This is a genomic window from Rhabdobacter roseus (assembly GCF_014202275.1).
In the GTDB taxonomy this organism is placed as follows: Bacteria; Bacteroidota; Bacteroidia; order Cytophagales; family Spirosomataceae; genus Rhabdobacter; species Rhabdobacter roseus.
The window spans coordinates 565,065-583,511 of the sequence record NZ_JACHGF010000002.1 but is presented as its reverse complement, the minus strand read 5'-3'; the positions used below and the strand labels follow the sequence as shown (position 1 = coordinate 583,511).

The 18,447-nt window shown below is 51.7% G+C and carries 23 protein-coding genes and 1 tRNA gene; 9 read left to right on the top strand and 15 right to left on the bottom strand.

Annotation, left to right across the window (positions count from 1 at the left end; translation table 11 throughout):
- The first annotated feature begins 6 nt into the window (after positions 1–6).
- The 3 genes from HNQ92_RS07495 to HNQ92_RS07485 all read left to right on the top strand — a co-directional run bounded on the left by HNQ92_RS07495 (position 7) and on the right by HNQ92_RS07485 (position 1,124).
- Positions 7–351, top strand: a complete 345-nt coding sequence (locus HNQ92_RS07495) for a winged helix-turn-helix transcriptional regulator (protein ID WP_184172747.1) — start codon at positions 7–9, stop codon at positions 349–351.
- Positions 352–501: 150 nt separating this feature from the next.
- Entirely contained in the window at positions 502–696 is a 195-nt protein-coding gene (locus tag HNQ92_RS07490; RefSeq protein WP_184172745.1) for a type II toxin-antitoxin system HicA family toxin, read from the top strand.
- Between the two features lie 23 nt (positions 697–719).
- On the top strand, positions 720–1,124 hold the full coding sequence (locus HNQ92_RS07485; protein ID WP_184172743.1) for a type II toxin-antitoxin system HicB family antitoxin: 405 nt from the start codon (positions 720–722) through the stop codon (positions 1,122–1,124).
- 626 nt (positions 1,125–1,750) lie between these two features.
- On the opposite strand, the gene HNQ92_RS07480 is transcribed toward HNQ92_RS07485, so the two are convergent.
- From HNQ92_RS07480 to HNQ92_RS07425, 12 genes are all read right to left on the bottom strand, one after another.
- A complete protein-coding gene (locus tag HNQ92_RS07480; protein WP_184172741.1) occupies positions 1,751–2,536 on the bottom strand; it encodes an Ntn hydrolase family protein in 786 nt (261 codons plus the stop codon).
- Positions 2,537–2,927: 391 nt separating this feature from the next.
- Positions 2,928–3,164, bottom strand: a complete 237-nt coding sequence (locus HNQ92_RS07475; protein ID WP_184172739.1) for a hypothetical protein — start codon at positions 3,162–3,164, stop codon at positions 2,928–2,930.
- A gap of 126 nt (positions 3,165–3,290) precedes the next feature.
- Positions 3,291–3,602 carry a hypothetical protein gene (locus tag HNQ92_RS07470; protein ID WP_184172737.1) on the bottom strand — a complete coding sequence of 104 codons (312 nt, stop codon included), beginning with the start codon at positions 3,600–3,602 and terminating at the stop codon, positions 3,291–3,293.
- Positions 3,603–3,785: 183 nt separating this feature from the next.
- Positions 3,786–4,208 (bottom strand): hypothetical protein, encoded by a 423-nt coding sequence (locus HNQ92_RS07465; protein WP_184172735.1) that lies wholly within the window; start codon positions 4,206–4,208, stop codon positions 3,786–3,788.
- Positions 4,209–4,405: 197 nt separating this feature from the next.
- A complete protein-coding gene (locus tag HNQ92_RS07460; RefSeq protein ID WP_184172733.1) occupies positions 4,406–4,546 on the bottom strand; it encodes a hypothetical protein in 141 nt (46 codons plus the stop codon).
- 118 nt (positions 4,547–4,664) lie between these two features.
- Positions 4,665–4,751: transfer RNA gene (locus tag HNQ92_RS07455), tRNA-Ser, on the bottom strand.
- A gap of 48 nt (positions 4,752–4,799) precedes the next feature.
- The gene (locus tag HNQ92_RS07450) at positions 4,800–5,873 is read right to left on the bottom strand and encodes an asparaginase (RefSeq protein ID WP_184172731.1); all 1,074 of its coding nucleotides are present in this window, start codon (positions 5,871–5,873) and stop codon (positions 4,800–4,802) included.
- A 48-nt stretch (positions 5,874–5,921) separates the two neighbouring features.
- The gene (locus HNQ92_RS07445; RefSeq protein ID WP_184172729.1) at positions 5,922–6,701 is read right to left on the bottom strand and encodes a TatD family hydrolase; all 780 of its coding nucleotides are present in this window, start codon (positions 6,699–6,701) and stop codon (positions 5,922–5,924) included.
- A gap of 17 nt (positions 6,702–6,718) precedes the next feature.
- Positions 6,719–7,717 (bottom strand): glycosyltransferase, encoded by a 999-nt coding sequence (locus tag HNQ92_RS07440; protein ID WP_184172727.1) that lies wholly within the window; start codon positions 7,715–7,717, stop codon positions 6,719–6,721.
- Positions 7,718–7,766: 49 nt separating this feature from the next.
- Positions 7,767–8,390 carry a polysaccharide deacetylase family protein gene (locus HNQ92_RS07435; protein ID WP_184172725.1) on the bottom strand — a complete coding sequence of 208 codons (624 nt, stop codon included), beginning with the start codon at positions 8,388–8,390 and terminating at the stop codon, positions 7,767–7,769.
- A gap of 75 nt (positions 8,391–8,465) precedes the next feature.
- Positions 8,466–9,602: a glycosyltransferase family 2 protein gene (locus HNQ92_RS07430; RefSeq protein ID WP_184172723.1), complete on the bottom strand. Its 1,137-nt coding sequence runs from the start codon at positions 9,600–9,602 to the stop codon at positions 8,466–8,468.
- Entirely contained in the window at positions 9,595–10,599 is a 1,005-nt protein-coding gene (locus HNQ92_RS07425; RefSeq protein WP_184172721.1) for a lysylphosphatidylglycerol synthase domain-containing protein, read from the bottom strand. The genes HNQ92_RS07430 and HNQ92_RS07425 overlap by 8 nt, the downstream gene beginning before the upstream one ends.
- Between HNQ92_RS07425 and ruvC the strand changes: the two genes are divergently transcribed.
- The 6 genes from ruvC (at position 10,598) to HNQ92_RS07395 (ending at position 14,082) form a co-directional block, all read left to right on the top strand.
- The gene (gene ruvC, locus HNQ92_RS07420; RefSeq protein WP_184172719.1) at positions 10,598–11,191 is read left to right on the top strand and encodes a crossover junction endodeoxyribonuclease RuvC; all 594 of its coding nucleotides are present in this window, start codon (positions 10,598–10,600) and stop codon (positions 11,189–11,191) included. The two genes, HNQ92_RS07425 and ruvC, sit on opposite strands and share 2 nt — an antisense overlap.
- A gap of 238 nt (positions 11,192–11,429) precedes the next feature.
- Complete coding sequence (locus HNQ92_RS07415) at positions 11,430–12,404, top strand: hypothetical protein (RefSeq protein ID WP_184172717.1); 975 nt, start codon at positions 11,430–11,432, stop codon at positions 12,402–12,404.
- Between the two features lie 92 nt (positions 12,405–12,496).
- A complete protein-coding gene (locus HNQ92_RS28625) occupies positions 12,497–12,667 on the top strand; it encodes a DUF4160 domain-containing protein (protein ID WP_343062973.1) in 171 nt (56 codons plus the stop codon).
- Positions 12,668–12,765: 98 nt separating this feature from the next.
- Entirely contained in the window at positions 12,766–13,029 is a 264-nt protein-coding gene (locus HNQ92_RS07405; protein WP_184172715.1) for a DUF2442 domain-containing protein, read from the top strand.
- A gap of 218 nt (positions 13,030–13,247) precedes the next feature.
- The gene (locus HNQ92_RS07400) at positions 13,248–13,586 is read left to right on the top strand and encodes an ArsR/SmtB family transcription factor (protein WP_184172713.1); all 339 of its coding nucleotides are present in this window, start codon (positions 13,248–13,250) and stop codon (positions 13,584–13,586) included.
- Entirely contained in the window at positions 13,576–14,082 is a 507-nt protein-coding gene (locus HNQ92_RS07395; RefSeq protein ID WP_184172711.1) for an SRPBCC family protein, read from the top strand. The genes HNQ92_RS07400 and HNQ92_RS07395 overlap by 11 nt, the downstream gene beginning before the upstream one ends.
- A 63-nt stretch (positions 14,083–14,145) precedes the next feature.
- Here HNQ92_RS07395 and HNQ92_RS07390 read toward each other — a convergent pair whose 3' ends face one another.
- The 3 genes from HNQ92_RS07390 to HNQ92_RS07380 form a co-directional block, all read right to left on the bottom strand.
- The gene (locus HNQ92_RS07390) at positions 14,146–15,864 is read right to left on the bottom strand and encodes a serine hydrolase (protein WP_184172709.1); all 1,719 of its coding nucleotides are present in this window, start codon (positions 15,862–15,864) and stop codon (positions 14,146–14,148) included.
- A 313-nt stretch (positions 15,865–16,177) separates the two neighbouring features.
- Positions 16,178–16,408, bottom strand: coding sequence for a DUF4926 domain-containing protein (locus HNQ92_RS07385; protein WP_184172707.1), 231 nt, complete (start codon positions 16,406–16,408; stop codon positions 16,178–16,180).
- Between the two features lie 28 nt (positions 16,409–16,436).
- On the bottom strand, positions 16,437–18,446 hold the full coding sequence (locus HNQ92_RS07380) for a thioredoxin domain-containing protein (RefSeq protein WP_184172705.1): 2,010 nt from the start codon (positions 18,444–18,446) through the stop codon (positions 16,437–16,439).
- Position 18,447: the final 1 nt, after the last annotated feature.

The following is an 18,447-nucleotide window of genomic DNA, read 5'->3' as shown; positions in this document are numbered from 1 at the left end:
TAGCGCATGAAAGATTTCCGACACGAACACCGGCTTTACTACAGCCCCGTGGAATTTGCCATGGCCCACCTGGGAGGTACCTGGAAAATCCCCATCCTGCTGAGCCTCCGCCACGGCCCCGTTCGCTACGGCGACTTGAAGGAGCGCATTCCTCACATCTCCCACAAAATGCTTAATACCCAGCTGCGTGAGCTGGAGAAAAAGGGCATGATTACCCGCACCCTCTACCGCGAAAAGCCTCCTCGCGTAGAGTACGCGCTCACCGCAAAAGCCCAGCGCGCCCTGCCCATCCTCGACCAGTTAACGGCCTACGGCGAGTACCTGATGGCGGCGGCGGGCGTGGGAGGGTAGTTGAATAGGACAAGGGCAGCTGGCGTACCTGACCAATTTCCCCTTACCCATCAGGCGCCTATTTAAGAAAAGTGGAATAAAAAATAACATTGTTTATCTTAAAAGATAGCCAATTGGCTATCTTTGTACAGCGAGCATGAAGACGCTTCGATGAGAAAAAAAGTAAAAGATATTATCAAAATGCTGGAGGCGGACGGTTGGTACCTTAAAAACCAGCGCGGTAGCCACAGGCAGTACAGCCACCAGACGAAGCCAGGGAAAGTGACAGTACCGGATCATGGAAAAAATCACGAACTGGATCACTTTGTGGTAGCTTCTATCTTGAAACAGGCAGATTTGAAATAGACTTCGTATTCCTTTAAAACATTATGGAAAAGAGCTTGGTAATTATTTCACATACAGGCAAGAATTACAACGCCTACCTCCCTGAATTGCCCGGATGTATATCGACGGGTGCTACTTTTGAAGCCATTAAGGATAATATAGCCGAAGCGGTGGCTCTGCACGTAGAAGGTAGCTTAGCGGACGGCGATCCAATCCCTGATACCTTCAAAAGAGACTATGAATTGGAGTTTAAACTGGATGTTTCTGCTCTGCTGCACGAGCTGAAAGACATAATTCCCTATTCCGGCGTAGCGCGCCTAACGGGTATCAACCGTAAACAGCTACAACATTACGCCTCAGGGCTAAAACAGCCTCGCCCGGCCCAGGTGAAGAAAATAGAAACCGCCTTGCATGAACTAGGCCAAAAATTACTCGGCGTGGAGCTCTGAGTAGATTGAATAACCGTTGAAAGCCTAACGAAAGTATCTTGGTGCGCCTGGAGTTGCATTCAGGCAGCATCATTCCGGCCATCGACTGGTAGAGAAGGAGAAGGGGCATCAACTGCAAATGGACGTGTCACTCCGAACCAAAGAGCAAGCTTTTGTTACTTCAAAAGTACCTACTGGGAATAAGGTTAATTTCAAGTAGGAGAGAGGGAATCAGAGTGACACTTTTTTAATCCATGGCCCAGCAATGGAAGCAGGAAAGCAGGCCGGAGAAGCGGCCTTTACCCGTATTATGACCCATCAAACCCGGTGGAAGAACCGCCGAATCCCTATCTATATACGTCGGAATTTGATGGTACCCTGGTATTTGGTGCCGGATGAAAAAGGGGAATTGCGGCTATTTGTTATTCAGTATCCCAATCATAAAACTACAAAAGTTAGCTTCATTGAGATGATTTAGAACCATCTTAAAACAGGGGTGTTTCTAAATAGTAATAGTATATTGTTAATATGAATAAGTTTGATAAGAACTATAAGGTGTTTTTACATCCAGAAATTAAAAAGAATAATTTATAAGCCAATAGTGTTATAGTCTACCTCAGTGATCACTATGTATTATACTCGCCTGATTAATATCCGAGTTTTATTCCTTCTATTAAAGTATTAAAAAGTAATTCTTTAGAGTTTTGAAATAAGTAAGTCATTTTAATTTCATTTCTAAATATTAATTCTGCCATTTCTTTGTAGGTTTTATGGTAGTAAGGTTTAAATTGTTTAATTGTAGTTGTCGAGTTATCTGGATTGATTTGAATTATATAAAAAGGACCGCCAATCATGTTGTCATTTTTATAGATTGCATATTTGCGAATATTAGCTTCCAAATAGGGCGCTAAATCCTTGCAATAAAGTCCAACATCATTTGGTTTCGTTAAAAAAGGCTTAAAATCTAAATCGGAGTATATGGCACCACCAATTTGTATATTTTTTACTGCTCCTGTATAAGCATGTCCAAAAATTACAGGACATTCATTTTCGTAACCAGCAATAATGTATTGGTTCTCATCGTAAATTGTATTTTCAGCAATATTTAAATCGTTTTTCAAATAGTTTATAAAGTGTTCAAAGGTTTCTTCTGCATAAAACAAGTCTTTTTGTTTTTTAGAAAAGTCGCTAGTTATTTCACTGAAATATTTATTCCCCATCATAGAGACCCCGATGAAGCCGATTTGAAAATTACCAATAGGAAATATTTTTTTGGAATTATCATAATAGGCATAAACTGTATGTTTTTTTCTTCCAAATTCGTTTAATTCATCATGATCCAAGGTGAAAGCGGACCTTGAATCTGAGGCCATTAAAATGCCATCTCGACAAATAATAGCAATAATGAAAGTTCCATGAGCTTGAATGTTCATTATAATATGCGAATGTTAAGTTGTTTCTGCATTAATTAATTTGTGAAACTTTCTTTTTAGAGGGAAAGCCTATTGCCTACGTAGGGACTAAGGGGGTGGCTTTCCTTACCGAGTGTAAAGGGCTTATGGCCTCTAAAGTGGGAAAACAATTACAGGTTTACTCACACATCAATAAAAAGTGATAATTAGTTATTAATTCTTAAATCAGCTTGTAAAAATCTTGATGGCTTTCCCTTTATTGATGAGTGAGTAAGTCTGTAAATATTTTTCTTAGGGATGTGAGTTTTGTGCTCTTTACACCCGCGCGGCGTCCGCTCACTCAGTCCCTCCTTCCAGGAGCGGACGCCGCACGGGGAGGCTTTATAAACTAACTCACGGATCAATAATACCGTTATGAATCTTTGTTAATTCTTTTTAGCTCTTTAACTATATCCTCAAGGATTTTTGGTATTTTCTGGAATTTAAAATCAGTATATGTCTTTTCGTTTGTATGATACAAGGTTCTACGATGTTCTTCTACTGATAATGGTATATCTATATATCTAGTAGTTCCATTAAATGGATGATCATCGAAAGAAATCCTTGCGATAAAATTTGCAGGACTATTCCGTTCATAGAATTGTTTCATTGTATCGATCCAAATATAATGATTAGCTCCTTTTTCTAAGCAAATTATTCTATTGAATAATTCTTCTTTATGAATTGAAATTACTTCATTTTCATTATTTAAAGGTTGAATAATGGTAGTAATGTATTATGATTTGTGCCAAGATAATCTTATATTATAAGCCGTACTTCCACCTATGTTTTTAAAAACTAATTGCCAAATTTGATACCTGCTTTCTCCATCAAATTCAACTATTACATGAGGTAATTTATTAATTGCATCTCGAAAAATTACTTCGTAGGCAAATGATGCAGATATTGTAGAGATAATTAAAGCCAATGAGCTAACAAGAATATCATATTTTTTGAAAAAAAGGGCGTAAATGGCGAGTCCAACCCCGAAAATAATTAGCCAAAGGAGGAGGCCAATTATACCCTTCTTTTTTTCTTCAATTTTCATTTTATAAGTGCTTTTATTTTAATAGATACTTAATATAGGCATAAAAAGATTCTTCAAAAGGTATTGCCATAAATATATATTGACGTGCGATCAATCCATGAAACCACCTCCTTATAGAAGGGGTTTAGGGAGGCATAAAGGGCAAAAAATGTTATGTCCTTTAAAAAATATTTACAGGCGTACTTATTTTTTAATAAATCTATTTGGATTTACTTGGTCTTGGTTTTTTTGCTCTTTATATACTTGACTTTGAATATGCTCCTTTTTCGTAGATGCTTCTTTAAGACTATCTAAACTTTGTTGAAGTAGTTGAAGATGGTGTACTAATGTGTCTATTTGTTTTTTTTCTAAAGTAGTAATATTAGGTTTCTCCTTTAAATTTTGGTACGTATTATATACATTAAACCCAACTGACAATAATAAAGCGAAAGTTGATATTGTGAGTGATTTAATAGATGTTTTTATTTGTTTCGTGAACCTTTGTTCATCACGCGCTATGTATCCACTTTTTACAAATCTTCTAAATTCATCAGTTACAATTATGTTTTTGGTGCAAAGATCAATTAGGTTATTGGAAATATCAATATCAGGTATATCATACCCCAAAAAGTTTATAATGTCTGATCCTGGACCAAAAGTGAAGGTATTATCAAATTGGGAGTTAGAGTATAAAATTAAAAGAGACTCTTTTTCTAGATCTTTAATAAGTTTTATTGCAGTAACAATGACCTTTAAAACATCATGTACCCTGACTAGATCAAATATAGGAATGTTTTCTTCTGTCCCATGATCAAAGTATATTGTTACTGTTTTATTTGTTTATTTATTTCAATTTTACTGCCATCTAAATCGCTATCAATAACGTTTGCAAGAAAATTATTATCAGTACTTCCTCCTAAAATTTTATTGCAAAGTTTTTTTTCGTACTCACTTAAAATTCTCATATTTATTATTTTCTGAATTAGGATACACCAATTATTAACCCTAAGGTACAAAATAGGATACATTAAATGCTAAAAACCCGCTATACTGTGCGTATAGCGGGCTTTTAAAGGCATTTTGCAGAGAGGAAGGGATTCGAACCCTCGATACGGTTACCCGTATACACGCTTTCCAGGCGTGCCCCTTCAACCACTCGGGCACCTCTCTGTTTGGGGAAGCGGGTGCAAAGATAACGTAATTTAGTGCTTCTGCAAATCAATGACTCATTTCTCCGCGTAGCGAAGTACCCAGCAACTGGGCGTGCTGGTGGTGATCGGGCTCGTTACCAAAGACATACATCATTTTGGTAATGGCCGCTTCGGCCGTAATATCGGTGCCGCTCACCACGCCAATTTCCTGGAGGTACTTGCTGGTTTGGTACTGGCCCTGCGTCACGCGGCCCCCGTTGCACTGCGACACGTTGAAGAGCAGCAGGCCGCGCTCCAGGGCCAGCCGGATTTCTTCCAGAAACCAGGCGTCGGTGGGGGCGTTGCCGGCTCCGAAGGTTTCGAGCACCACGCCCCGCAGGCCCTCGATGCGCAGGATGGAGCGCACCACCTGCCGACAAATGCCCGGAAAGAGCTTCAGGAACGTAACGTTGGGGTCGAGCTGGGCATGGAGCCGGAGCAAAGTACCCGCCGGGTAGGGCTGGAGGTAAGGCCAGTTGTAATCGATCCGGACGCCCGCGTTGGCCAGGGCGGGGTAGTTTTCGGACTGAAAAGCGTCGAAGTCGGAGCTCTCCTGTTTTTTGGCGCGGTTGCCGCGCAGGAGCCTGGAGTTGAAATAAATACACACTTCGCTCACGATGGGCGTGCCATTGGGGTGCGTGTCGGCGGCAATCTCCAGGGCCGTGATGAAGTTCTCGCGGGCGTCGGAGCGGGCCACGCCGATGGGTAGTTGGGCCCCGGTGAGGATCACGGGCTTGCTGAGGCCTTCGAGCAGGTAGCTTAGGGCGGAGGCCGTGTAGGCCATGGTGTCGGTGCCGTGCAGGATCACGAAGCTGTCGTACTGCGCGTAGTGGACGTGGATGATGCGGGCCAGCTCCAGCCAGATCGCGGGCTTCATGTTGGAAGAGTCGATGGGCTCGGGCAGGGTCAGGAACGTAATCTCGAAGTCGAGCCGCTGCACCTCGGGTACCCGCTCGATGATGTGCTCAAACTCAAAAGGGACCAGCTGCTTGCCCTGGGTTTCGTACCGCATCCCTAAGGTACCTCCCGTATAAATCACCAGCACCGAAGCCCGGCCGGGGGCGGGCGACACGGGGTTGATGCGTACCGTTTTGTAGTTCATAACCAAAAATGCAATAGTGTTAAAGCCAAAGTACCTCTTGCCAAGTACCTAGCTGGCTGAAAGTACCTTCGGCCCCACGAGCGACCGGGCCGTTTGGGTAGTTGTGGCCATGACCTGTTCCTTGGGTACCTGCATCAGGTCGCCCACGCGCTGCGCCACCAGATCCAGGTAGGCGGGCTCGTTGCGTTTGCCGCGGTAGGGTACCGGAGCCAGGTAGGGACTGTCGGTTTCGAGCACGAGCTGTTCCAGCGCCACGTGCGGAAGTACCTGGTCGAGCCCGCCGTTTTTGAAGGTAGCTACCCCGCCAATGCCCAGCTTGAAACCCAGCTCGATGGCCTTTTGGGCTTCTTCTAAAGTACCCGTGAAGCAGTGGAAAATACCCGTCAGGGCCGGGTCGGCAAACTGCTCAATGAGCGCTATCGTTTCCCAGAAGGCGTTGCGGCTGTGGATGTCGATCCAGAGGTTGTGCTGGCGCGCCAGGCCGCATTGGATCAGAAAAGCTTCCTCTTGCTGCGCCCGGAAGGTTTTATCCCAAAAAAGATCCAGGCCAATTTCGCCCACGGCCAGGAAGGGGTACTTCCCGAGCCAGTCTTCCACCAGCTGGAGTTCTTTTTCAAAATCTGCCTGCACGTAGCAGGGGTGCAGACCCATCATGGGCAGGCAGCGGCCGGGGTACTTGTCGGCGAGCTGCATCATGCCATTCACGGTGGTGTGGTCGCAGTTGGGCATCCAGATCTGCTCGATGCCCCGCTGCCAGGCGCGGCTGAGCATGGCGTCGCGTTCGGGCTCAAACTGTTCGTCGTAAATGTGCGCGTGCGTTTCGATCATTATTTTTCAAAGGTACTTTAAACGTACTCCCGACCCTTCCAAACGGTGGGGGAGGGTCGGAGGTAGTTGAGCAACATCAGGGTGCTATTTATGACAAAATAAAACCAAAAAAAGGGGAGCGTTTTCCCAAGATCCCGCTGCCGTAGCAGGATTAAGCCCAAGGTACTTGTGGCCGTGAGCAACAGGTAGTGCGCCGCCGCCAGACAGGTACCTAACCAGGGATTCCAAACCAGCAGCAGCATAAGTATGGGCAAAAATAAAGCCGCGCCTAGAAAGTTCAGCCGCAAAAACCACTGGCTTTGCATGGCTCCTTTTACCCAACGTTTGCGCTGCCGCAGGAGTTCGGGTAGGGTAGGTACCGGCTCCGACTCGGCAATTACCTCCGGCGCGTACGCCTGCCGGAACGCATACCCACGCTCGATGATGGCCCGGTAAAGCGCGTAGTCTTCCACGATGGAAAACCCCAGCGTTTCGTAGCCGCCCACGGCCCGGTAGGCCTCGCTGGTCACGGCCATGTTGTTGCCCATGCCGGTGGTGGGGATAGTCAGGAGGGAGAGCAACCGCATCCCACCCAGCGCCAGGAGCCACTCGATAGACTGGAAATCAGCCAACAAGCTGGTGGGCCTTATGCGCGTAAGCCCCACCACCACCCCGACGGTATCGGGCGTAAAGTACCCCAGCAGCGCTTCCACCCAGCCGGGTGGCACGGCGATGTCGGCGTCGCAGAAGAGCAGGTACTTGCCGCGGGCCCGCTGGCCCAGCTGCGCCAGCACGTTGGCCTTGCCGTGCAGGCCGGGTAGCTGGTGGCTGATACGCACGTAGCGAAACTGGGGTTTGTCGGCGATGAAAGCTTGCGCCAAGGTACCCGTGCGGTCGGTGGAGTGGTCGTCGCCGAGCAGGATTTCGAGCTGGTAAGTGGGGTACTTAAGCGCGGCCAGCGCGCGCAGACAGCGCTCAATGTTGGCCTCCTCGTTGCGGGCTGCTACCAGTATACTTACCTGAATGGTTTCTTCCAAAGCGCGTTAATTTGCCCAAAGATGCAGATAAAGTACTTTTGGCCCAAAACTACCACATGGGAAGTACCTCAAACTGGTACCCGGCGGCACCGAAATGCCCAAGTACCCTGGGCAGCGCGTAGCGGAGGTTGTGCTGGGCCTTCAGGCTGTCGTGAAACAAAATGATGGAGCCCTTTTTGGCGTAGCGGATGGTTTTCCGCAGGCACTTCTCCGGCGACACGTCCGGCGAGTAGTCGCCGCTGAGGACGTCCCACATCACAATTTTTTTGTCGATGCTCACGGCTTTGGCCTGGCTGGGTTTGATACGGCCGTAGGGCGGCCGGAACAGGGTGGTGTGGGTGTTGAGCTGCCGGGTACACTGGTCGATGTTGGCCAGGTAGGTTTCGTCGTTGGTTTTCCAGCCGTTGAGGTGGTTGTAGGTGTGGTTGCCCACGGAGTGTCTTCCCTGTAAAATTTTTTCAAATATGGCCGGGTACTTGCGCACATTGTCCCCGATGCAAAAAAACGTAGCGTGGGCTTTGAACTGCTGCAGGGTATCGAGCACAAACTCCGTCACGTCCGGAATGGGGCCGTCGTCGAACGTCAGGTAGAGCTTTTTTTCCTGCGTAGGTACCCGCCAGAGGTAGGAGCTATACAGGAGCTTGAGCCAGAAAGGAGAATAATGCAAAAACATAAAACGGGTGTCAGTGGGTCAGGGGTACGTCACGTTTTAGGGTAACCGTCAAATATAAGGAACGATTGGGGTAAATTAAACCAATTTGCGCCCTTTCCATTCGTACTGTGGTTTTTGTACGGCCAATCCAAAAAATGTGACGTAAAAAGGATACAAAAGCTGCACGAGCGGAATGAATCCAATGGATTTTTTTTTCTGTAAAAACCAAAGTACCCTCCCGATAAAAAACCACTCAGGGGCGCATTTGAGCAAAGCGATCCCCAGGACCTGCCAGCCCGAAAGTACCCCCGCCAGCCCGGTTCCCAGCGCCACGATGAGCGAAGCGTTGCAGGCAAATATATACACCGCCAGGGCAATGGTGCGGGGATTTTGGTAGTGCTTCCACTTGCTGGCCCAGCGCTTGCGTTGCCGGTAAAACTGCCGCCACTGCCGGTGCGGCTGGGTGCGTACAATGGCCCCAGCCTCTTTCAGGAATACGATCTGGCCGGGGTACCTGGTGGCGAGTTTGTGCATCAGAAATTCGTCGTCGCCCGAGGCGATGTGCCGCACGCCTTCGTAACCGCCTACTTCCTCAAAGGCCGCTTTTTCGTAGGCCAGGTTGGCTCCGTTGCACATGGAAGGTACCCCCACCGCCAGGCTGGCGGCCCCGCTGCCGATGAGGCTGCTGAACTCCACCGTTTGCAGGTGGTCGGTGAGGGTACTTTCGGGCGTGAAGGTGACGGGGCCGCTGATGAGCTTAGGTCGGGTTTCGAGGTAGCAGCGCGCGAGGGTATTCAGCCAGGTGGCCGGTACGCGGCAGTCGCCGTCGGTCGTGACGATGAGCTGCCCGTTGGCCTGGGCAATGGCCGTTTCGATGGCCCTTTTTTTGGGGGAGGTACTGGGCGAGTCGGGCAGGCGGATGAGCCGCAGCGGGTAGGTACTTTGGCGCGCCCAGCGCTCCACGAGCGCGGCGGTAGCGTCGGTGGAGGCGTCGTCCACCACCAGAACTTCGTACTGCTCATGGGCCAGGGTTTGCGCGGCCAGGTCGTGCAGGAGGTGGAGGATGTTGTCGGCCTCGTTGCGCACGGGGATCACCACCGACAGCCGCACGCCTCGCGTGGAGGTACCGGCGCGGGGTACTTTGATTTTTCCCCAAAGTACCCCCAGCGCCAGCGTAAAAAGCGCGTAGCTGCCCGTGAGGCCAAAAAGTAGGTAGGTAAGTACTTCAGTCATAGCGGGTGCGCCATTGGTATTTCCAGATTAAAAACACCCCCACCACCAGCGGACCGAGGATATTGACGAGCCACACCAGCAGCGTGGCCGCAATGACCTGCTCGGCGGGTAAGGCAAAGGGGGCAAAGATGTAGAGTGCGGTAAACTCCCGCACGCCGAGGTCGCCCAGGACGTTCAGGGCGGGCAGGAGCGTCTTGGCCAGCAGGATCAGCCCCACGCAGGCGGCCAGCTGTCCGAGCGCCAGTGGAAAGTCGAAGAGGTAGAGCGCGAGCAGGAATTGCCCCAGAAAAATCAGGTACCTGAGTAGCCCCAGTCCCAGCGCGGCACCCAGTTCCTGGCCCCGGTAGGTACCTATCACGCGCAGGTAGGAGGCGATTTTGGCCACGAATGGCTTCTTCGGCTCCCAGCGGAGGAGCTGGGTTCTGAAAAAGGCAACGACGACGCCCGCCAGCAGCAGAAATGCCAGCAGCCCGTCGAGGAGCCGGGCCAGCGAAGTAGGTAGGGGCAAAGTACCCCGCAGGGCCAGCCAGCTTAGCGCCCCCGCCAGCAGCGAAACGTAAAACTGTACGCCGTTGGACACCACCGCCGCGCCGATGGCACGCAGGCGCTGGTCGGAGCGCAGCGACGCCACCCGTCCCATCGTGTCGCCGACCTGGGCCGGCACCGCCACCCCGATGGCCAGCCCCGTGAGGGTACTTCGGAAGGCCTCCCAGAACGTCACAGGGACGGCCTTGCGCGCCAGGAGCTGCCACTTCAGGCTTTCGATGGCCCAGTTGACGGGGGCCAGCAGCAGCATGAGTACCAGCGTGCGCCAGCCGCCCCCGCCAAGTACCTCCCCAAAAGTCGCCACCAGGCTGGCCAGTCCTTTTTTTTCTTCGCGCAGCGTATGGTAAAGGTAGCTCAGTATAAGCAGCGTAACCACGGCCTTGGCCAGCCACCAGAGCCTCCGGCGGGTACTTGCTTCTTTGCTAAGAAGGAGTTGTTTATCTTGCGCCATGCTAAGCCAACCGCGAAAAGAAATATCGGAAAAAGTAATCATTGGCGTCGACCCCGGCACCCAGGTGATGGGCTACGGGGTGATTATGGTCAAGGGCCAGCAGATTGAGTTGGTACAGTACGGGGTCATTCATCTGAGCAAATATAGTACCCACGAGCTGAAACTGAAGAAAATCTTTGAGCGCATCACGCAGCTCATCGAAGAGTACCTGCCCGACGAGATGGCCATCGAAGATCCTTTTTACGGCAAAAATGCGCAGTCGATGCTCAAGCTGGGCCGGGCGCAGGGCGTAGCCATGGCCGCCGCCCTGGCGCGCAGCATCCCCATCGTGGAGTACTCGCCCAAGAAAGTGAAGCAGTCGGTGACGGGCAATGGCAACGCCTCCAAGGAGCAAGTGGCCTACATGCTCGAAAACATCCTGAAAATGGAGCTAAGCCGCGAATTCCTGGACGCGACCGACGGCATCGCCATTGCCATTTGCCACCACTACCACGCCAATTCCCCCGCGTCGGTGGGAGCTACTTCGGGCAAAAAATCCAAAAAAGGCGGTTGGGGCGCTTTTGTGAACGAAAATCCGGATCGATTGAAGTAGGTAGCTGGCTAGCCCTGATTTGTAATCAGGGTTAAAATTCTCTAGCGTTTCAAACGCAAAGTGAACCCGCCGTCGATTACAAATCGAGGCGAGCAGGAATATCGCGCCTTTTGAATTTGATGAACGTCTCTTTTTAAAATAAAAATAGCCAGCACTGTTCGCGCTTGTTGTTGCCACACTCCCGGCGGTAATGCCGTACCTGGTATTTTAAAGCAGGTACTTTTTCACTACTTTCTACATGAAGCCCACCGTTTTTCTTCTCTTTGCCTCATGGGTACTTTACGGACTAGGAGCCAGCGCTTCCGAAGACTACACCGCCTACCACCAGCGCATTGGGGAGGCCGAGGAGCTCATCGCGCGGGCAGAGTTTGCCCAGGCGCTGGCTATCTACGATCAGCTCTTCGCGGACTACGCATTCGTTTTTCGGCGCGATTGCCAGGTAGCGGCTCAGTTGGCGCTTTATACGGGCCATAGCCAGCAGGTGCTCAGGTACCTTCGACGGGGCGTGGCTCAGGGCTGGGAGCTGAAGTCGATCCGGAAAAATACCTACCTCAAGCAGCACCTGGAGCCAGGTACCTGGCAGCTTCTATCGGCCGAGTATGACTCGCTGCGAGCGCTGTACGAGCGCCGAATCAATGTCGACATGCGTACCCAGGTACATAGCATGTTTAAGAAAGATCAGTGGAAAGCCCTGGGAGCGCTTTTGAGGTTTAGTGCCAAAGCCCGCGACCGCTACGCCGAACGGAAATTTGCCCCGCACAGCGAGAAGCAATTGGCGCAGCTAATCCCGCTCATTTTGAATGGTGGCTACCCCGGCGAGCGCCTGATCGGAAACAGTAGTTGGGCGGCCGTGATCCTGAGCCACCATAATTCCATCTCGGATGCCTACGTTCAGCAAGACAGCCTGTATAAGTACCTGCAACCCTCGCTCCGGCAGGCGCTTCGGCAGGGGTACTTGTCGCCCTATGAATACGGGTCTATCGATAACTGGTACCGGGTAGTTGTGAGCGGGCACCAGACGAAGGCCTACGGTATTTTGGAGGCGGGAATGACGCCCGCGGAGGTGCAGGAGGCCAACCGACTGCGGGCCGAAATTGGCTTACGCAGCATCCAGACTCATAACCAACTACTGCAAGTACAGCGGCAAACCGGGATGGATTTTTACCTGCCTTCGCATTTTGGGACGAGTGGAGAAATCAAAGTAGATGGCTGAGGAAGTACGAAACATCGAAACGAAAATGGTTAGAACCGGATTTGTCATCAAGTCTCAGCAACTCATAGATTCTTTTCTTATTTTTGAAGAAAATGCCTGAAATTTCCAGATTTTACGGAATTATTATTCGCATGTATTTTCAAGATCATAATCCGCCACATTTTCATGCGGAATATCAAGGTATGAAGGTCGAATATGATATCAGAACATTGGATGTCCTGGCGGGTAGTCTACCTATAACGAGCTCATGCAATGGTACTTGAATGGGCCTCACATCATAAAGATGAATTAATGAACAACTGGCAGAAAGCTATTGTTCCTACTACATTGGATGCGATTGAACCTTTAAATTAATAAGGCCATGCATGAAGTAAATCAATTGAAGGTGCTGGATCAGTATCGAATATGGCTAAAGTTTAGTGATGGGGAGGACAAAATTATTAATTTTCGCCCTTACTTGGGTAAAGGGATTACGGAAGAATTGCTTGATTATGATAAATTTAGTCAAGTGTTTATTGAGCCAGGGGGCGGCATCGCCTGGGAAAACGGGTACGACTTTTGTCCTAACTACCTAAAAGAGATTGTGGGAGAAAAATCCGAAAAAGGACAGCCTGTCACCTTTTAAATACTCCCTACTGCACCAGAAGCACCACGTAGGTGAATGTTGCCGCTGCTGCACGGTGTCCATCGCTCTTGCTCTCGAAAATACCTAACGTTAAATTAATAGCTACCCGCGAAAGCAACGAGCAGGCTGCCCAAGCATCTCCTTGTAGATTTTTTATTAGAGGCTATTTGTGCAACTAAAAAGTTGCGCTTATATTCGCAACCATAAAGTTGCTAATTATGACAAGAGAAACCAGACGAGACGTCTTTCAGGCCATTGCCGACCCTACGCGCCGGGCCATCCTGAGCCTGATTGCGGTGCAGGCCATGACGCCCAACGCCCTGGCCGAGCACTTTGATACCAGCCGCCAGGCCGTTTCCAAACACATCAAGGTACTTACCGAATGCCAGCTGGTGCGGCAAGAGCTGGCCGGGCGGGAGATTTATTACCATTTCAACGCCGCCCAGATGCAGCGCGTAGACCAGTGGCTGGCGCAGTTCCGGCAGCTTTGGGAAGTTCGTTTTGACCAGCTAGACCACGTATTGATAAACCTTAAACCAGACGATCATGAAAAGTAGCCTGTTGATGAATTTCAACGTAGACAAAGAGAACAACAAAATCCGGGTCGAGAGAGCTTTTGCCGCCCCGGTGGCAAACGTATGGGCGGCCTGGACGCAGGCCGAGCTGCTCGACCAGTGGTGGGCTCCCAAGCCCTGGCAGGCCAAAACTAAGACGATGGATTTCCGGGAAGGCGGCCACTGGCTGTACGCGATGGTAGGGCCGGAAGGCGAAGAACACTGGGCCCGGGCCGACTACCAAAGCATTGTGCCCACAAAGGCTTTTACGGCGCAGGACGCGTTTTGCGACGAAAACGGAACGATCAACGACGCGCTGCCCGGCGCCCACTGGAGCAATACGTTCCAGCCGCAGGGCGACCACGCGACAGTCGTTTCCATCGAAATTACCTTTAAAGAACTCTCCGATCTGGAGTCGCACCTGGAGATGGGCTTTAAAGAAGGATTTACGATGGGTCTGGAAAACCTGGACGAATTGCTGGCCTCGCAGCAACAATAAACCTCATTAGGTACTTGGCAAAAGCCACCAAACCTCACTTTGCAGGGCTTGGTGGCTTTTTTGTTACTTCGCGGCAGTGGGTGCTCCGCCCGCGGCGAAGTCGTCGGGCAGGCGCTTAAACCATAGGTTAGCTACCCGACCGTTGGTCATTTTCAGACCCACCACTTTGCCGGAGGTATCCCGCACCAGGTCGATGTTCTGCACAAACCACCAGGGCGCTTGCAGGCGGTCCGGACTAAGTACCTTCAGATCTGCTTCGCCGTGGTGGACGTGCCGCAGCTTCAAGGTACCTGCTTTTTCTACCAACGTATAAATCGTTTCGAGCTCCGGGCTGTAGTACTTGCCCACAAACTGCCCCAGCGGAATCACCTCGGGCTGGGCCGGTACGCGGGTACCGGGGTGGTCGCCGTTTTGTCGGAGTGTAATGCGGTTCACTTTCCCGTCTTTGGCCTGATGAAAAACAATGGACGCCTCTACCACTTTGAGGAAGAACGTGGAATCAGACGACGGAAACATCTCGACTTCGGGCTGGCCGGTGGCCTGGGTGAAGTACCGCGAACCGTTGCGCTTGAAGGCCAGCACAAAGCCGGGGGCTTCGTCCAGCGAGTAGGAACCCGCGTAGGCGCGGAAGCGCGTGGAGTCGAAGGGGGAGTTTTCGGAGGTACTTGCCGCCAGCGGCGCGGCGGGCTTTTTTTCTTCTTTCAGAAAAGGAGCCAAAAATAGATTGGCTACTTCAAAGCCCTTGCGGTCCGGCGAAAACTCCGCCTGGTTGCTCAGCACGATAAAACCATACTCTTCCTGGGGGAAATAGGCCAGGTACGAGCGAAAACCGGCGTCGGCTCCGTTGTGCCCGTAGTAGGCCAGACCTTTGTAGTTGCCGTGCGAAAGCCCAAAGGCGTAGGGCAGGGTATCGCCTTTGGTAAGTCGGCCGCGCTCCAGCATCTGCGGCATGGTAGCCGGGGTACCTAGCTGGGTCGAGCGGAAGTTGGCCAGCCAAAGCGCGAGGTCTTCCACGGTCGTAAACAGGCTGGTAGCGCCCACGTTGCCGTAGCTCAGGATGCTCTTGCTGAACCCGCCGGGGGCACCCGACCCGTGAAACGAATAAGACCGCCCCTTCACGATCGCCTCCTGATTGTCGTAAAATAGGGTACTTTGCATACCCAGTGGCTTAAACACCTGTTGCTGCATCCAGTCGGCAAAGGGTTGCTGGGCCACCCGGCTCACGATCTCGGCCAGGAGCGTGTAGCCGGTGTTGCAGTAGGCAAAAGCCGAACCGGGCTCGAAATTAAGCTCCTGCTGGCGCGTCACGAGGTTCAGCACGTGCTGCTTGGTAATGACGTCGTCGAGCTGCCAACCGGCCATCGCCAGCAGGTTCCACTGGTCGCGCAGGCCGCTGGTGTGGTGGATGAGGTGCCGGATCGTGATGGTTTTGCCGAAGTCAGGTACCTCGGGAAGGTACTTATGAATGTCGTCGTCCAGCGAGAGCTTTCCCTGTTCGGCCAGCAGCACAATAGCGTAGGCCGTAAACTGCTTGGAGACCGAAGCCACGTGAAAAACCGTTTTGGGACTGATTTTGGCCCCCGTTTCCAAATCCGCCTCGCCGAAGCCTTTGGCGTAGATCAACTTCCCGCCGTGTACTACGCCAACCACGGCACCGGGCATGCCGGGTTTATTCCACTCAGCAAACAGGGAATCTATTTTGGCCGTAGGAATGGGTACTTGGGCTGAGACGTTCTGGACGAACGCCACGGTGAGAACGAGCAAAGATAAAGGTACTTTCATGGGCTGAGAAAATAGATGATTCAGGCGGGAATGTACGAAGGAAGAACTACTAGTGAGGTACTTATGTGATGAGTGGAAGCCAGGTGCCTTTCGTCGGTACCTGGCTGGTCATTTCGCTCGATGCGTACTTTATTCAGCAAATAAAAACCAGCGCCGTTATTTCACTGGCAAGTACCTAGCGATTCAGCGTGTAGGAAAGTCCGAATCGAAGTACCCGGCTTGCTTTAAAAACGCTGAATGAACCCGCCGCCGATTTCAAATCAGGGCGAGCGGGGATGGGCTAAGGTACCTTAGTAGGTACTTTGGACAGAAATTAAGTCGCCGTCCGATCACGAACGTGCAGAATCTCACGGCTTGTAGCCGGTCGTACTTGTTTACGATCTAGGGTTTGCACAGTGATGGTTTCACCATTGAGCGCGAAAAACTCCACTTCATACCCTTCGCCCTCATTGTAGATCTCAACAACTACGCCAACATCTCCCTTTTTCAACTCGGTGCCCGAAATAGCTTCCGTCAAAACAACTCGCTCAAATTCTTTGATCATGTCGCTGTAATTAGTTTAAATTCCCAAACTACCCCAGCTGCGCCAGAGCATCCGGTACATTGGTAACGGGTAGTTGGCAGGTTTTGGCGAAGCAAACGTAGATGGCCGTTTGGTCTTGGAGCGTCGTGCGGCCTTGGAGCAGGGGGAGCTCGGAGGTACCTGAGGTACCAACTGTCACTTTATTGGGAATAAAAAAGCGATCGAAATCCTGGCGGAGCGCGTCCCATTCCGGGCCCACGAAGGCCACCTCGGCGGTGGGGGCCGCACGCTGGCAGTAGAGAGCGGCCCAGTTGGTGACCCACTGCACGTCCTGGAGCAGGATCTTACGCATCTTGGAAAGCATTTGATTCGAGATGCCCAGGTAGTCGGTGCGGTCGAGCAAAGTACCTAGCGTGTAGAGGGCATGAGCCATCACGGAGTTGGACGCCGGAATGACGTTGTCGAAAAGCTCTTTTTTGCGGGCAATGAGGGCTTCGCCTTCGACGTCGGTGAAGAAGAAAAAGCCGTCTTCGGAGTCGAAGAAATTGGCGATGGCGTAGTCGGCCAGGGTTTGGGCCTCGTGCAGCCAGGCTTCGTCGAAGGTGATTTGGTAAAGCCCCAGGTACCCTTCCAGCACGGCGGCGTAGTCTTCCAGAAAGGCCGTGATCGTGGCTTTGCCTTCCTTGAAGCTGCGCCAGAGGCGGCCGTTTTGGGTCATTTGGGTTTTCAAAAAAGTACCTACCCGCACCGCCGCTTGCCGGATGGGCTCCTCGCCCAAGGCGCGGTAGGCGTCGGTGAGGCCGCGCACTAGCAGGCCATTCCAGGAGGCAAGTACCTTGTCGTCGAGGCCGGGGCGCACGCGGCTGGCGCGGACCTCCGCCAGCTTTTGCAGCGCGGCGGGGTACCTTTTCGTAAATTCTTCCGCGTAGGTACCCAGCGACTGCGCCGTTTGCTCGGGCGGCTCGGTGAGGTGCAGGTGGTTGTAGCCGTGCTCCCAGTTGCCCTCGGACCGGATATTATACAGCCGCGCAAACCAGCCAAAATCCTCGCCAAGTACCTTTTTGAGTTCTTCTTCGGTCCAGATGTAGTACTTGCCCTCGACGCCTTCGCTGTCGGCGTCCAGGGCCGAGTAGAAACCACCCTCAGGCGCAGCCATTTCGGCCTGTAGCCAGGCCAGGGTTTGGCGCAGGCGGTCGGCGTAGAGGGTACTTTGGGTGAGTTGGTAGGCTTCCGCATATACGCACAGGAGCTGGGCGTTGTCGTAGAGCATTTTTTCAAAGTGCGGGATAAACCACTGGCCATCTACGGAGTAGCGGGCCCAGCCGCCGCCCACGTGGTCGTAGATACCACCCAGGGCGATGCGGTTCAGCGAGAGCTCCAGCTGCGCCATGGCCTCGGGATGCTGGGTGAGGTCAAAGTACCTGAGCAGAAATTTATAAATGGACGGCATCATAAACTTCGGCGCGCGATCCATGCCGCCGTCGGTGGTGTCGAAATGCTTTTTGAGCTGATCGAACATGGCATCGAGCTCATCCAGTGTAAACTCACTCGTGCTGGCTTGCAGCCCGTACTTATCCGATTCGCCCATCGCCATGTTTTGCACGAAGCCCTCGGCGGAGTCGGCGAGCTCGTCGTAGTGGTTCAGAAAGGCGTTGTGGGCGCTTTGGATCAGCTGCACCCAGTTTTGGGGCGGCAGGTAGGTGACGCCATAAAACGGCCGGGCGTCGGGCAGCAGCAACACGTTGAGCGGCCAGCCGCCGCGCACGCCCATGGCCTGCACGGCGTCCATATACACGGCATCTACGTCGGGGCGCTCTTCCCGATCTACCTTGATGCACACAAAACGCTCGTTCATCTCCTGCGCGACGGCCTCATTTTCAAAACTTTCGCGCTCCATGACGTGGCACCAGTGGCAGGCCGAGTACCCGATACTCACCAGGATGGGCTTGTTTTCGCTTTTGGCCTTTTGCAGGGCTTCTTCGCCCCAGGGGTACCAGTCTACCGGGTTGTGGGCGTGCTGTAACAGGTACGGGCTGGTTTCTTGGCTAAGTCGGTTCATG

What these genes read in the sequence shown, in the direction of transcription:
- HNQ92_RS07480 (WP_184172741.1), bottom strand. Translation starts at nt 2,536, where the DNA reads ATGAACATTCAAGCTCATGGAACTTTCATTATTGCTATTATTTGTCGA.
- HNQ92_RS07380 (WP_184172705.1), bottom strand. Translation starts at nt 18,446, where the DNA reads ATGAACCGACTTAGCCAAGAAACCAGCCCGTACCTGTTACAGCACGCC.
- HNQ92_RS07390 (WP_184172709.1), bottom strand. Translation starts at nt 15,864, where the DNA reads ATGAAAGTACCTTTATCTTTGCTCGTTCTCACCGTGGCGTTCGTCCAG.
- HNQ92_RS07430 (WP_184172723.1), bottom strand. Translation starts at nt 9,602, where the DNA reads ATGACTGAAGTACTTACCTACCTACTTTTTGGCCTCACGGGCAGCTAC.
- ruvC (WP_184172719.1), top strand. Translation starts at nt 10,598, where the DNA reads ATGCTAAGCCAACCGCGAAAAGAAATATCGGAAAAAGTAATCATTGGC.
- HNQ92_RS07495 (WP_184172747.1), top strand. Translation starts at nt 7, where the DNA reads ATGAAAGATTTCCGACACGAACACCGGCTTTACTACAGCCCCGTGGAA.
- HNQ92_RS07445 (WP_184172729.1), bottom strand. Translation starts at nt 6,701, where the DNA reads ATGATCGAAACGCACGCGCACATTTACGACGAACAGTTTGAGCCCGAA.
- HNQ92_RS07485 (WP_184172743.1), top strand. Translation starts at nt 720, where the DNA reads ATGGAAAAGAGCTTGGTAATTATTTCACATACAGGCAAGAATTACAAC.
- HNQ92_RS07385 (WP_184172707.1), bottom strand. Translation starts at nt 16,408, where the DNA reads ATGATCAAAGAATTTGAGCGAGTTGTTTTGACGGAAGCTATTTCGGGC.
- HNQ92_RS07435 (WP_184172725.1), bottom strand. Translation starts at nt 8,390, where the DNA reads ATGTTTTTGCATTATTCTCCTTTCTGGCTCAAGCTCCTGTATAGCTCC.
- HNQ92_RS07425 (WP_184172721.1), bottom strand. Translation starts at nt 10,599, where the DNA reads ATGGCGCAAGATAAACAACTCCTTCTTAGCAAAGAAGCAAGTACCCGC.
- HNQ92_RS07490 (WP_184172745.1), top strand. Translation starts at nt 502, where the DNA reads ATGAGAAAAAAAGTAAAAGATATTATCAAAATGCTGGAGGCGGACGGT.
- HNQ92_RS07395 (WP_184172711.1), top strand. Translation starts at nt 13,576, where the DNA reads ATGAAAAGTAGCCTGTTGATGAATTTCAACGTAGACAAAGAGAACAAC.
- HNQ92_RS07405 (WP_184172715.1), top strand. Translation starts at nt 12,766, where the DNA reads ATGCATGAAGTAAATCAATTGAAGGTGCTGGATCAGTATCGAATATGG.
- HNQ92_RS07475 (WP_184172739.1), bottom strand. Translation starts at nt 3,164, where the DNA reads ATGAAACAATTCTATGAACGGAATAGTCCTGCAAATTTTATCGCAAGG.
- HNQ92_RS28625 (WP_343062973.1), top strand. Translation starts at nt 12,497, where the DNA reads ATGCCTGAAATTTCCAGATTTTACGGAATTATTATTCGCATGTATTTT.
- HNQ92_RS07470 (WP_184172737.1), bottom strand. Translation starts at nt 3,602, where the DNA reads ATGAAAATTGAAGAAAAAAAGAAGGGTATAATTGGCCTCCTCCTTTGG.
- HNQ92_RS07460 (WP_184172733.1), bottom strand. Translation starts at nt 4,546, where the DNA reads ATGAGAATTTTAAGTGAGTACGAAAAAAAACTTTGCAATAAAATTTTA.
- HNQ92_RS07415 (WP_184172717.1), top strand. Translation starts at nt 11,430, where the DNA reads ATGAAGCCCACCGTTTTTCTTCTCTTTGCCTCATGGGTACTTTACGGA.
- HNQ92_RS07400 (WP_184172713.1), top strand. Translation starts at nt 13,248, where the DNA reads ATGACAAGAGAAACCAGACGAGACGTCTTTCAGGCCATTGCCGACCCT.
- HNQ92_RS07450 (WP_184172731.1), bottom strand. Translation starts at nt 5,873, where the DNA reads ATGAACTACAAAACGGTACGCATCAACCCCGTGTCGCCCGCCCCCGGC.